The following is a 14,140-nucleotide window of genomic DNA, read 5'->3' on the forward strand; positions in this document are numbered from 1 at the left end:
GCTACTCGGTGATCGCCACGACGGTCGGGTTCGCCAGCGCCCGGTAGTCCTCGACGCGCAGGGCGACGGACAGGTCGAGGCGTGCGGCGTTGAAGTAGAGGACGGGTTCGCGGAACAGGGCCGGGTCGGCCAGCACGTCGATGTCCTCGTGCAGGGCGAGCGGGATGATGCTGCCGCTGACGGTGCCGGCCAGCCGCTCGGCCAGGGCTCGGTCCGTGAGCCGGGCCTTGCGCCCTCCGTAGAGCAGGGCCACGCGGGTCAGGTCCACTCGCCGGTCGCCGGGGACGACCACGAGGACGTGCTGCTCGGTGCGGTCGCCGCCCAGCACGGTGACGACCATGGACTTCGCGGCGGCCGCCAGGTGGTGCCCGCGCAGCTCGCTCGCCCGGTCCGTCCGGCCCTCGGCCTTGTGCGCGAGCACTTCGTAGCGGACGCCGGAAGCGTCGAGCAGCCCGAGGAGCCGTCCGGACAACGGTGTGGCGACGGGGGCCGTGGGACCGCTCACGCCGCACCCGCCGGCGCGGCCGAGGTGCCCGGCACCGGATGCAGCCATCCCCGGCGGTCCGGGACGGATCCGCGCTGGATGGCGAACAGTTCGCGCGACAGCTGTGCCGTCACCGCTCCCATGGTGCCGTCGCCGACGGTCCAGGTCGTGTCCGCCGTGCACACCTCGTTGACCGGGCTGATGCGGGCGGCCGTACCGCAGGCGAAGACCTCGGTGATCTCGCCGCTCTCGCATCCCTTGCGCCACTCCTCGACGCTCAGTTGCGCCTCGGCCACGGGCAGGCCGAGTTCCGGGGCGAGCCGCAGGACGCTGTCGCGGGTGATGCCCGGCAGGATGGTCCCGCCCAGCGGCGGTGTGACCAGGCGGGCGTCGCCGCCCTCACCGAACACGAAGAACAGGTTCATGCCGCCCATTTCCTCGACCCAGCGGTGCTCGGCCGCGTCGAGCCAGACGACCTGGTCACAGCCGTGCTCGCGGGCGGTCTCCTGGGCGAGCAGGCCGGCCGCGTAGTTACCGGCGCACTTGGCCGCCCCGGTGCCGCCGGGTGCGGCCCGGCTGAACTCCTCGGTGACCCACACCCGGACCGGCCGCTGCGCCCGGCCGAAGTAACCCTCGGTGACGCAGGCCAGAAGCAGATAGCGGTACTCCTGGGCCGGCCGCAGCGCCAGCGTCGCCTCGCTCGCGAAGACGACGGGGCGCAGGTACAGGCTCATGTCGGGGTCGTCCGGCAGCCACGCCTGGTCCTGCTCCACGAGGGCTTCGACACTGGCGAGGAACAGTTCCTCGGGCAGTTCCGGCACCATCAGACGGCGGGCGGACTGCCGCAGCCTGCGAGCGTGGGCCTCGGGGCGGAAGACGGCCAGCGAGCCGTCCTGCGTGCGGAAGGCCTTGAGCCCCTCGAACACCACCTGTCCGTAGTGCAGCCCCACGGTGGCGGGGTCGAGCGACAGCGGGGCGTACGGCTCCAGTCGCGCGTCGTGCCAGCCATGCTCGATGTCATGGCGGGCGGACACCATGTGCTCGGTGAGCACCGTGCCGAAGGCGGGGGCGGCGGTGCGCCGCGCCCGTTCGTCGGCCGGCACCGGCAGGGCCGCCGGATTCCTGACGAGTTTCACAACGGACTCCTCGGTGGCGGGTCATGACGCCGCGGACGCGGCACCGTTCAGACCAGCGGGGTGTGGAAGTAGGTGTCCCGGCGCACGAAGCGCTGGTCCGCGTCGAGCACGAACACGTCGGCGAACTCCAGCGACACATGGCGACCGTCCTTGAGGTCGCCCTCGAACGCACCCGTGACGGCGACCCTGAGGCCGTCGGCCACGACGGTGTCGAGGGTGTGCCGCCCGCGCTCGATGACGCGCTCGCCGCGGTAGAAGGACTCCAGGCCCGCATGGCCGCGGATCGGCGGGTAGCCGGGGCGCCGGTAGACGGCGTCGGTGGCGAAGAGGCCTACCAGACCGGGCACGTCGGACGCGTCCACCCGCCGGTAGTACTCACGCACCCGGGCCACGGCATCGCGCTCGCCCGCCGGTTCGCGGGGCTCCGTGGTCACTGGACGACACCTCCCTTGCCGGCCATGGCCACCAGGGTCTGGCGCTGCCCGGTGTAGGGCCTACGGCCGTGCGAGACGAGCAGGTTGTTGACCATCAGCAGGTCGCCCCGCTCCCAGGGGAAGGCGTGGACGCACTTCTCCAGGGCTCCGCGGATCAGCTCCATCTCCTCGTCGGCGATGGGTGTCCCGTCGCCGTAGTAGGCAGCGCGCGGCATGTCCTCCTCGTCGAACATCTCGAGGAGCGCCTCGCGGGTGGCGGGCGGCAGGTTACTGGTGTGGAAGAGGTGGGCCTGGTTGAACCAGCTCTCCCGGCCGCTGACCGGGTCGGTGATCAGGGCGGGCCTGTGGTGCCGGGTGCGCAGCCCGTCGTCGGTCCAGGTGTACTCGATGCCGCGCGCCGCGCAGTACTCCTCGACCTGCCGCCGGTCCTCCGTCTGGAAGGACTCCTGCCAGGTCAGGCCCATTCCCTCGCGGTAGGCGCGGGTGTAGCGGACGCCCTTGTCCCGGAAGCGGGCCACCAGGTCCGCGGGCAGCTGCTCCACCACCGACCGGCTGTCCGCCAGCGGGGTCTCGCCGCCGGTCTCGGCGGGCAGGGTCGAGGCGAAGAACAGCCACTGGGGGTAACTGGCCGAGTAGGCGCTCTCGTTGTGCTGGACGATGGTCTGGTTCGCGGGGTACTCGGTGGACGTGTACACGTTGCCGCTGACCTGGCTGCGCGGGGTGGACCGCTCGGTGTAGGTGAGCAGTTCCCCGCCGACGCGCGCGGCCACCGCGTTCAGTGTCTCCGCGTCGTACACGGCGCGCCGGACGAGGACGGCGCCGTGGGCGGCGAGCATCTCCATCAGCCGGGTGCGGTGGTCGGTGACCCAGCGCACGACGTCCAGGTCGTCGGTGTCGGGTTCGTAGACCGCGAGCGCGGTCAGGGAGGTGCCGTCCAGCCGTCCTCGGCAGTCACCGAGCACGGCAGGCGGCTCGGGCACGGGCCCGCTCATGCCGTTCTGCCTTTCGTCAGGGGGTGGGGCTCAGGGAGTCGGCGGAGGGGCGGAGTCAGGAGCCCATGGCCTCGATCAGGCTCTTGGGCCGCATGTCCGTCCAGTGCTCTTCGACGTACTCCAGGCACTCCTGCCGCGGGGCAGGGCCGAAGGCGGCGTCCCAGCCGGCCGGCACGTCGGCGAAGTCCGGCCACAGGGAGTGCTGGCCTTCGGCGTTGACCAGCACGCGGTAGGAGGCGTCGTCGTTCTCGAAGGGGTTCGTCATGAGGGTCTCTTCTTCTCCGGGGTGTTCGTCGGTCAGGGAAGGCGGGGCACTGTCACCGGCCGGCGGTGAGCGTGCGCAGCTCCTCCGCGAGGCGGGTGGCGAACCGGGCGATGGTCTGCGGGTCGTGGAGGTCGCGGGAGTAGCGCACGGCGATACGGAGTCGGCCGTCCGCCACGGCCGCCGTGACGTCGAGCAGGTGGGGACGCGGCAGGGAGCCGTCGTGCTGGCGGTCCGCCGCGGCGACCGACCGGACGAGCGAGCCGCCCGGTGTCCGGTCGCCGGACTCGAACCGGCCGAGGTAGTTGAACAGGAGCTGGGGCGGTGTCACGGGGGACAGCTCCCCGACTCCCCGCAGGTGGCGCAGCACGCCGTAGCCGAGGCCACGGCCGGGGACCGCGCGCACCTGACGGGCCACCGCACGCAGTCTGCTGCGGGCGTCGCCCTCGGTCGGGACGGTCAGATGCAGCGGGTGGAGCGTGGTGAACCAGCCGACGGTGCGGGACAGATCCGTCTCGCCGACGGCCTCGTCGCGGCCGTGGCCCTCCAGGTCCAGGGTGAGGCCGCCGGGGCCTGCCCAGGACTGGACAGCCGCGCCCAGCGCGGTGAGCAGTATTTCCTCGGTCCGGACCCGATACCGGCCCGGAGCGGTACGGAGAACGGATTCCGTCTCCGCCGCGTCGAGTTCCACCGTGTATTCCGCCTCGGACGCTACCAGATTCTCGCCGGTCCTATCCAGAGGTATTTCCGGGAATTCACGGGAGACCGTCTCCCGCCAATACGGAATTTCCGCGTCCCATACGCCGGTTGCGGCACGGGAGGACAATTCATCGATCCAATCCGGGAACGATGTTCCGACCGGATCGAGTTGTATTTCCGCACCCCCCGCGCGCTGTTCGCAGGCGGCGACGAAATCGTCCACGAGAATGCGCAGCGAAACGGCGTCGACGACGAGGTGATGCATCACCAGGATCAGCGTCGGCGGGTTGTGCTCCCCACCGTCGAGGAGGACGCAGCGGGCGACCGGGCCCCGCTCCAGGTCGAGCGACTCCTGGGCCCGCGCCACCCGAGCGGTGACGACGTCCTCCCACTGCTCGGGGTCGACCGCACCCAGGTCGTCGCGTTCCACGCGGACCGCCTCACTCGTCGGCGCCACGCTCTGCCGCCGCTCCTCGCCCTGCCCGGCGAACCGCAGCCGCAGGGTGGTGTGGTGGGCCAGGACGGCCTCCGCCGCGTCGGTGACGGCATCGAGGTCGGTGCCGGGGGCGAGGGCGAGCCGGACGGACATGTTGTAGTAGGAGGCGGCTCCGTAGGAGTCGAAGAACCACCGCTGGACGGGCGACAGCGGCACCGGGCGGCCCTCCTCGGCACCGGCCTTCTCCCGCGGGCGCGGCGTCTCGCCGGACTGTGCGGCGCCGTCGACCAGCTCGGCCAGCGCCCGCACCGAGCCGCCGCGGAAGACGTCCTTGGACGTCAGAGTCACTCCGGCCCGCCGGCAGCGGGCAAGGAGCTGGATGCTCAGGATCGAGTCGCCGCCCAGCTCGAAGAAGCTGTCGTCGACGGACACCTGCTCCAGCCCCAGGAGTTCGGCGAATACGTCGGCGATGATCCGCTCGGTCTCTGTGCGCGGCTGCGCCCAGGACGTCTGCGGGGCACGGGCCGCCTCGGGGTCCGGGAGCGCGGCGCGGTCGACCTTGCCGTTGACGGTGAGCGGCAGCACCTCGAGAAGGACGAAGACGGACGGCACCATGTACTCGGGCAGCACCCGGGCGGCGTAGGCCCGCAGAGCGTCCGCGTCACAGCCGGGGCCGTCGGCGCGCGGGGCGGCGTAGGCGACCAGCCGCCGGCCCGAGGGGCCGTCGGCGGCCACCACGCACACCTGGCCGAGGCCGGGGCAGCCGGCCAGGGCAGCCTCCACCTCGCCCGGTTCGATGCGGTGCGCGCGGATCTTGACCTGGTCGTCGGTACGCCCCAGGTACTCGAGCACGCCGTCCGCACGCCGGCGTACCAGGTCGCCGGTGCGGTACATGCGGGCGCCCGGTGTGCCGAACGGGTCGGCGACGAAACGGTCGGCGGTCAGCGCGGGCTGCCGCAGATAGCCGCGGGCCAGCTGCTCGCCGGCCAGGTAGAGCTCGCCGTGCACACCGGCCGGGACGGGGCGCAGATGCCGGTCGAGGACATGGACCCGCATGTTCCACGACGGTCCGCCGATGGGCACGGCACCCGGGGTGTCGGGGTCCTCGGGAGACACGGTATGGACCACACAACCGACGGTCGCCTCGGTGGGGCCGTACTCGTTCACGACGCGGGCTCGGGGGTGGTGGGACCGCCAGGCGGCCAGTGTCTCGCCCAGCAGCTGTTCACCGCCGACGACCAGGTCCCCGTCGGCCAGCACCTCCTTGGGGAGGGACTCCAGCAGGGGGAGGTGGCTCGGGGTGGCCTTGACGAAGGTGGGGGCGGGGAGGTCGGCCCACAAGGCCGGCGTGGCCTCGTCCAGGGCGGTGACGTAGACGGTGCCGCCGACGGCGAGCGGGGCGAACAGCGTGGTGACCGTCAGGTCGAAGGAGACGGACGAGTGCAGGACGGCGCCGCCCGCGATCCCTGGGTAGTTGCCGACGCACCAGTCCACGTAGTGGGCGAGGTTGCCCTGGGAGACGACGACGCCCTTGGGGCGGCCCGTGGAGCCGGAGGTGTAGATGACGTACGCGGCGTTCTCCCCGCGCGGCGCCGCCCGCCGGTCCTGATCGCCGAGGTCGGTGCCGAGCAGCGCGGCAAGCCGGTCGACGGTGCCGGGCGCGTCCAGGGACACGGTGGGCACCGACGCCGTCATGACCGGTTCGGGCTGGTCCCCGTGTGTGAGCAGGCACACCGGGCGGGCGTCGGCCAGCAGCGCGGCGACGCGTTCCGCCGGGTAGGCGGTGTCGATCGGCAGGTACGCCGCTCCGGCCTTGTGCACCGCGTACAGGGCGGTCAGCAGCTCGCTCGACCGGGGCAGGGAGACGGCCACCACGTCCTCGGGGCCCACGCCGAGCGACACCAGGTGGCGGGCGAGCCGGTTGGCGCGCTCGTTGAGTTCGGCGTAGGTGAGCCGGCCGCCGTCCCAGACCACAGCGGGCGCGTCGGGGGTGCGGGCCGCCTGCCGCTCGAAGCGCTCGGCGGCCGTCGCCGCGCGCGCGGGGTGCCGCTCACCGGTCAGGTCGTGTTCGGCCCGCTCCTGCTCCGCCGGGGTGAGCATGGGCAGCCGGAACATCGGCAGGTCGTCCACGCCGCCGTCGAGTGCGTCGGCCAGCCCGGCCAGATGGCCGGCCAGCCGCCGCACGGTGCTCTCGTCGAACAGTTCGGTGCTGTACTCCACCGAGCCGCACAGCGTGTCGCCCTCCTCCCAGAAGTTGAAGGTGAGGTCGAAGAGGGAGAAGTCCCGTGACATGGGCTGCTCGGACAGCCTCAGTCCGGGCAGGACCATCGGCTCGTCGGGGGTGTTCTGGAAGGCGATCAGCGCCTGGACGAGCGGGGGACGGCTCAGGTCCCGTTCGGTGACCACGGCGTCCACCACGCGCTCGAACGGCACGTCCGCGTGGGCGAACGCCTCCAGCACGGTCTCGCGCACCGCCTGGAGCGACTGCCCGAAGGTGGCGGACTCGTCGACCTCGCCGCGCAGCACCAGCGTATTGACGAAGAAGCCGATCAGCCCCTCCGTCTCGGCCCGGTCGCGGCCCGAGCTGAGCGTGCCCAGCGCGATGTCCCGCTGCCCGGACCAACGCGCGAGCACCAGCCGGGTCAGCGCCGTCACCGCCATGAACAGGGAGGCGCCGTGGGCGCGGGCGGCGCCGGTCAGGGCCGCGGTGGCTGCGGGCGTCAGACGGAAGGGGTGCAGCGCGCCGGCGTAACCGCGCACGGCGGGGCGGGGACGGTCGGTGGGCAACTCCAAGGGGGCGATGCCGTCCAGGCGGTTCCGCCAGAAGGCGAGTTGGCGTTCGAGCTCGGACTCGGCGAGCCGTTCGCGCTGCCACACCGCGTAGTCGGCGTACTGCACCGGCAGCGGCTCCAGGCCCGCGTGGTCCAGTACGTCGCGGGCGTCGCGCGCGCCGGTTTCGTGGGCAGCGCCGTACAGCGCGCCGAGTTCCCGGGCCACGACGCCCATGGACCATCCGTCGGTCACGATGTGATGCAGGGTCAGGGCCAGCACGTGCTCGTCGGGTGCCAGCCGGACCAGCAGGGTGCGCAGGAGGGGTCCGCGCCGCAGGTCGAAGGGGACGGCGATCTCCGTACGGAGGACGTCGTCGAGTTGTGCCTCCCGCTCCACACCCTCGGAGGCCGCCACGAAGGTGACACGCAGCCGCACCTCGTACGGCTGGCCGACGACCTGCACTGCTTCGCCGTCGATGACGTCGAAGGTCGTGCGCAGCACCTCGTGGCGCAGCACCAGGGCGGACAGCGCGGCCGACAGCGCGCCGGTGTCCAGCTCGCCCGTGAGGCGCAGCACGCCGCCGGCGTTGTAGGCGGCGTTGCCGGGCTCGAACTCGTCGAGGAACCACAGCCGGGCCTGGGCGAAGGACAGCGGCAGCCGCCGGTCGCGGCCGGCCGGGACGATACGGCCGGTGTGCGCGGCGGCCCGGCCCTCGGACACCAGGTGGGCGAGGCCGGCGATGGTGGGCCGGTCGAAGAGGGCCCGCGCGGACAGCTCGATGCCGAAGGTCTTCCGGACCCGGGAGATCACCTGGATGCTCAGGATCGAGTTGCCGCCCAGTTCGAAGAAGTTGTCGGTGACGCCGACGCCGTCGAGACCGAGCACCTGGGTCCAGATGCCGGCCAGCACCTCCTCCACGGCGGTGCGGGGCAGCACCCGCGTCGCGGCGGCGGCGAAGGCGGCGGGATCCGGGGCGGGCAGGGCCTTGCGGTCGACCTTGCGGCTGCTGGTCATCGGCAGTGTGTCCAGAGCGACCACAGCGGTCGGCACCATGTAGTCGGGCAGGCTGCGGGACAGCAGTTGACGCAGTTCGGCGGTGCCGGGCGCGGTGGCGCCGGGACGCGGGACGACGTAACCGACGAGCTGCATGCCGCCGGTACGGCCCTCCCGGGCGACCGCGACGGCCTGAGCGACGTCCGGATGCGCCGCGAGGGCCGACTCCACCTCGCCCAGTTCGATGCGGAAGCCGCGGATCTTGACCTGGTCGTCGGTGCGCCCCAGGTATTCGACGACTCCGTCGGCGGTACGGCGCACCAGGTCACCCGTGCGGTACATGCGGGAGCCGGGAGGCCCGAAGGGGTCGGCCACGAACCGCTCGGCGGTCAGTGCGACCCGGTTGAGATAGCCGCGCGCCAACTGCGGTCCGGCCAGGTGGAGTTCGCCGGGCACTCCGGCGGGCACCGGCCGCAGCAGCCGGTCCAGGACGTACACCCCGGTGTTGTGCACGGGCCGGCCGATCACGGGCCGCTCACTGGCGTCGAGCCGGCACCACAGAGTGTCGACGGTGGCCTCGGTGGGGCCGTAGAAGTTGTATCCCGTGGTGCTGTCCCCGGCCTCGCGCAGGGTACGCCACAGGGTCTCGCCGACGGCCTCGCCGCCGAGCATCAGCACCGCCGGCCGGTGCTCACCGGTGAGCAGTCCGGCGGCGACGACCTGCTCGGCGTAGGTGGGCGTCAGGTCGAGCAGGTCGACGCGTTCCTTGCCGACGTAGGCGACGATCCCCTCGGGATCGCGGCGGATCTCGTCGTCCAGGACGTGGAGTTCATGTCCGGCGACCATCCACAGCAGGCCCTCCCAGGAGGTGTCGAAGGAGAAGACCGCGGTGAGGGCGACCCGGAAGCGGCGTCCGCCGGCCGCCCGGACCTCCGGCTGAATGAACTCCGTCAGGTGGTTGCGGTAGAGGTTGAACAGGCCGGCGTGGTCGGTCAGCACGCCCTTGGGCAGGCCGGTGGAGCCTGACGTGTAGATGAGGTGCGCCGGGTTGGCCGGGCGCAGCGGGCGCACCCGATCGGCGTCCGTGGGGATGTGGGCCGGGCAGGCGGCGAGGAGGTCGCCGGTGTCCGGGGCGGCGAGGTCGAGGACCGGTACCCGGGCGAACGCGTCCGCCCGGCCGGCCGTGGCGTCCGTGTGGACCAGCGCCAGGGCGGGCACCGCGTCATCGATCATGAAGGCGATGCGGTCGGCGGGCAGGTCGAGGTCGAGCGGCAGGTAGGCGGCGCCCGCCTTGAGGACCGCGAGGATGCCGACGACCATGTGCTCGGTGCGCGGCAGGGCGAGCGCGACGAGGTCCTCCGGGCCGATGGAGCGGGCGGCGAGGTGGTGCGCCAGCCGGTTCGCGCGCTCCTCCAGCTCGGCGAAGGTGAGGGAGGTGGTGCCGCAGACGAGCGCCACCTCGTCGGGGGTGCGGGCGGCCTGTGCGGCGAACACCTCGGGCAGGGTTGTCGCGGTCATCGGGCGGGAGACGCCGCCCAGGCCGCGTACGGCCAGGTCGTACTCCTCCTCGGTGAGCATGGACACGCCCGCCATGGGGCGGTCGGGCTGCTGGGTGAGACGCTCGGCGAGGACGCGTATGTGGCGGCAGAGCCGCTCGACCGTGGCCGCGTCGAACAGATCCGTGTTGTACTGGACGGCTCCCAGCAGGGCACCGTCCCGCTCCCAGAAGTCGATGTCGATGTCGCACAGCGCCTGATCGCGTTCGAAGATGTACTCCTCCGACAGCAGGCCGTGCAGGGCCATCGGTTCGGAGGGCGTGTTCTGCAGGGACACCATGGCCTGGGCGAGGGGCGGCCGGCTCAGGTCCCGTTCGGTGACCACGGCGTCCACCACACGCTCGAACGGCACGTCCGCGTGCGCGAACGCCTCCAGCACCGTCTCCCTCACCGACTCCAGGAACCGCCCGAAGGAGCGGGTCTCGTCGACCTCCGTGCGCAGCACGAGAGTGTTGACGAAGAAGCCGATCAGCCCCTCGGTCTCGGCCCGGTCCCGTCCCGACACCGTCGTGCCGACGGCGATGTCGCTCTGCCCCGACCAGCGCGAAAAGGCCAGCTGGCTGAGCGCGGTCACGGCCATGAACAGCGTGGCGCCGTGGGCGCGGGCCACCTCCGCGAGGCGGCGGGCGGTATCGGCGGACAGGGTGAAGCGGTGCTGGGCGCCCGCGGAGGTGCGTACCGCGGGCCGAGGGCGGTCCGTCGGCAGCTCCAGGGGGACGATGCCGTCGAGTTTCGACGTCCAGTACGACAGCCGCCGCTCCAGCGCCGGCCCGGTGAGTGTGGCGCGCTGCCACGCGGCGAAGTCGGCGTACTGCACGGGCAGGGGCGGCAGTCCGCTCTCGGTGAGCAGCTGATCGGGGGCGTACGTGCCGGTCATGGTGGCCCGGTCGTACAGCGCGGCCAGCTCACGGCCGAGGACGCCCATCGACCAGCCGTCGGTGATGATGTGGTGCATCGTGATCGCCAGGACGTGCTCATGGGCGGACAGCCGGACCAGCAGGGGCCGCAGCAGGGGGCCTCGGCGCAGGTCGAAGGGACGTGCCGCCTCCGCACGCAGCAGGTTGGCCAGGACGGCGTCCCGTTCCGCGTCGGCGGGCCCGGGGATCGTGGTCACGGGCACCGGAACGGTGAACGGCTGCCCGACGACCTGGAAGCCCTCCCCGTCGACGGCGTCGAAGGTGGTGCGTAACGACTCGTGCCGGGCGACCAGGGCGGACAGCGCCGCCGCGAGGGCGGCGACATCGAGGCCGCCGACCAGGCGCAGCGAGAGGCAGGAGTTGTACTCGGCGCTGCCGGGGTCGAACTCGTCGAGGAACCAGAGGCGTTGCTGCGCGTACGAGAGGGGCGGTCTCCCGTCCCGGCCCACCGGTTCGATCCGTCCGCCGGGTGTCTGCGCGGTGCCGCCTGCGAGGCGTGCGCGCAGGCTGTCTCGCACATGCGCGGGCAGGGACTCGATCCAGCTCTCGCGCGATGCCGCCGCGTCCATGGGTGTCTCCTCCACGGGGGTTGCCAAGTGGGCCTGCCGGGGGTCGTGGCCCGGCAGGCGATGACGAGGTGTGACGCTGGGTCAGCCGGTCGGTCCGGAACCCTCGCCGGGACCGGCCGGGGACGGGGCGCTGCCCTCGGCCTCGGCGATCACCTGTGCCTCGATGGCCGCCGCCAGGTCGGCGACGGTGGGGTTGTCGAACAGTGCTCGGGCGGGCAGATCGATGACGAACAGCTCACGGATGCGTGAGATCACCTGGATGCTGCGGATCGAGTCGCCGCCGAGGTCGAAGAAGTTGTCCTCGACGCCGAACCGCTCCACACCCAGTACCTCGCCCCAGACGCCGGCGAGCAGTTCCTCGGCCGGGGTGCGGGGCGCGACCGTCTCCGGCCGCTCGCCCCGGGCCTCCTCCGGAGAGGGCAGCGCCCGCCGGTCGACCTTGCCGTTGGGGTTGAGGGGGAAGGCGGGCAGGACGACCACGGCCGACGGCACCATGTAGGCCGGCAGTCGGCGGCCGACGGTCTCCTTCAGTTCCTGCGGCGACGGCGCCCGGTCCTCGGTGTCCGATACGACGTAGGCGACCAGCCGCTTGCTGCCGGGCTGGTCCTCGCGGGCCAGCACCAGGGCCTGGGCCACCTCCGGGTGGGCGGTCAGGGCCGCCTCGATCTCGCCGAGTTCGATGCGCAGTCCCCGGATCTTCACCTGGAAGTCGGTGCGGGAGACGAAGTCCAGGCTGCCGTCGGGCAGCCAGCGCACGAGGTCACCGGTGCGGTACATGCGCTCGCCGGGGCCGCCGAACGGGTCGGCCACGAACCGCTCAGCGGTGATGCCGGGCCGGTTCACATAGCCGCGTCCGAGGCCGTCACCGCAGACGTACAGCTCGCCGGGCACGCCGGGCGGCACCGGGCGCAGCGCGTGGTCGAGCACCCGCAGCCGGGTGCCGGCGATGGGGGTGCCGATCGGCATCGGTCCGGTACCGCCGTAGTTGCCGTTCACCACGAACAGGGTGGTGAAGACGGTGCCTTCCGTGGGGCCGTATCCGTTGATCACTCGGACGCCGGGGAGTTCGGACACCACCTTGAGGCAGTGGGCCGGAGAGAGGGTGTCGCCGCCGGACATCACCAGCCGGAGCCCGGCCAGAACCTGTACGTCCGTGTCGACGATCTCGTGGAACAACCCGGCTGTGATCCAGACCGCGGACACCCCGGCTTCCTGGAGGAACTTGCCGAGTTCGACGGCGGACATCGTGCGGGAGGGGCTGACCGCCAGCGCGGCGCCGTTGAGCCAGGCGCTCCAGACCTCCAGGGTCCCGGCGTCGAAGGAGATGGTGGCGAGCTGCCCGACGACGTCCTGCTCGGTCAGGGCGAGCTTGGGGTCCCGGGCCACCCGCAGCACGCCTCGGTGCGCGAGGACGGCTCCCTTGGGGCGGCCCGTGGAGCCGGAGGTGTAGATGACGTGGGCCAGGTTGTCGGGGTGCACCCTCACCTCGGGCGCGGACAAGGGCCGGGACGCGATGTCGGCGGCCTCAGCGGCGTCGTCGAGGAGCAGCAGCCGCGCGTCGGTGGGCGGCAGAGCCGACACGCACTCGTGGTCGGTGACCACGAGTTCCGCTCCCGAGTCCGTGACCATGAACGCCAGGCGGTCGGCCGGGTACGAAGGGTCGAGCGGCACATAACCGCCGCCCGCCTTGAGCACGGCCAGCAGGGTCACGAACAGCTCGGCCCGGCGCCCGAGGCAGACGCCCACGCGGGTGTCGGGGCGGACGCCGGCGTCGACGAGCCGGTGGGCCAGACGGTTGGCCCTCGCGTCGAGTTCGGCGTAGCTGATGTCCCGGCCGTCGACGGTGAGCGCGGTGCGCTCGGGCACCCGGGCGACCTGGTCGGCGAAGACCGCGGTGAGGGTCGTGCCGGCATCGCCGGGGGCGCCGCGGCCCCAGTCGTCGAGGAGGCGCCGGCGGCGGTCGGTGTCGACCAGGGGCAGCTTGCCGAGGGTGTGCTCGGGGCCGGCCTGGGTGACGGCGGTGGCGTGCAGCAGCAGGTCGTCGCGCAGCGCCCGCACCGTGTCCTCGTCGAAGACCTCCGGATCATAGAGCAGGGTCAGGTTGAGCGTGTCCCCCGTGTACGCGGCCAGGTTGAGCGGGTAGTTGGTGGCCTCGACCGCAGTGACGTCGCTGACGGCCAGGCCCCGGCCGGCTGCCGCGTCGGTGTCGACGGGGTAGTTGGCGAAGATGACGAGGCTGTCGAACAGGCGTTGGTCGGCGTCGAGTTCGCTCAGGGCCTGGATGCGGGTCAGCGGCAGGTAGTCGTAGCGGCGGGCCTGGAGCTGCTCCTCCTGGAGGGCGCGCAGCCAGTCCACGACGCGCTCACGGGGGTCGAGGCGGACGCGCACCGGGAGGGAGTTGATGAACAGGCCGATCATCTCCTCCGCGCCCGGCAGATCGGTGGGCCGGCCGGAGGTCGTGGCTCCGAAGACGACGTCCTCGCGGCCGCTGCGCCCGGCCAGCATCAGCGCCCACACGCCCTGCACGACCGCGTTCACCGTCAGCCGATGCCGCCGCGCGAACGCCTCGATGCCCGCCGACAGTTCGGGGCTCAGCTCCACTTCGACGCGCTCGGAGGAGCGGGTGTGACGGGAGTGCTCGACGGGGTGGTCCGCGGGCAGCGCCACCGGCTCGTCGAAGCCGGCCAGCGCGGCTCGCCAGTACTCCTCGGCGACCGGAACGTCCTGGCGCAGGTGCCAGCGTGCCTGGTCGGCCAGCAGTCCGCCGGTGGGGAGGGGAAGCCGTTCGCCGTCCTGGGCGGTGTGGTGGTCCAGGACGAGGGACAGCACCCGGGCCAGACTCCATCCGTCCAGCAGCACATGATGGAACGTGAACAGCACCCGCACCCGC

Annotated in this window: 7 protein-coding genes; all 7 read right to left on the reverse strand. The window is 72.4% G+C overall.

Annotation, left to right across the window (positions count from 1 at the left end; translation table 11 throughout):
- Position 1: 1 nt before the first annotated feature.
- A complete protein-coding gene (locus ACZ6TU_RS07840; RefSeq protein WP_469547343.1) occupies positions 2-505 on the reverse strand; it encodes a YbaK/EbsC family protein in 504 nt (167 codons plus the stop codon).
- Positions 502-1,620: a branched-chain amino acid aminotransferase gene (locus ACZ6TU_RS07845; RefSeq protein ID WP_469547345.1), complete on the reverse strand. Its 1,119-nt coding sequence runs from the start codon at positions 1,618-1,620 to the stop codon at positions 502-504. Before ACZ6TU_RS07845 ends, ACZ6TU_RS07840 begins: the two co-directional genes overlap by 4 nt.
- A 47-nt stretch (positions 1,621-1,667) precedes the next feature.
- Complete coding sequence (locus ACZ6TU_RS07850; RefSeq protein WP_467679428.1) at positions 1,668-2,054, reverse strand: nuclear transport factor 2 family protein; 387 nt, start codon at positions 2,052-2,054, stop codon at positions 1,668-1,670.
- Positions 2,051-3,046, reverse strand: a complete 996-nt coding sequence (locus ACZ6TU_RS07855) for a TauD/TfdA family dioxygenase (protein ID WP_467679430.1) — start codon at positions 3,044-3,046, stop codon at positions 2,051-2,053. The genes ACZ6TU_RS07850 and ACZ6TU_RS07855 overlap by 4 nt, the downstream gene beginning before the upstream one ends.
- A gap of 55 nt (positions 3,047-3,101) precedes the next feature.
- Entirely contained in the window at positions 3,102-3,311 is a 210-nt protein-coding gene (locus tag ACZ6TU_RS07860; RefSeq protein WP_467679432.1) for an MbtH family protein, read from the reverse strand.
- A 52-nt stretch (positions 3,312-3,363) separates the two neighbouring features.
- Complete coding sequence (locus tag ACZ6TU_RS07865; RefSeq protein ID WP_469547348.1) at positions 3,364-11,250, reverse strand: amino acid adenylation domain-containing protein; 7,887 nt, start codon at positions 11,248-11,250, stop codon at positions 3,364-3,366.
- 81 nt (positions 11,251-11,331) lie between these two features.
- A partial coding sequence (locus ACZ6TU_RS07870) for a non-ribosomal peptide synthetase (protein ID WP_469547350.1) occupies positions 11,332-14,140 on the reverse strand: 2,809 nt, incomplete at its 5' end.

Source organism: Streptomyces sp. NPDC052064, assembly GCF_055585925.1.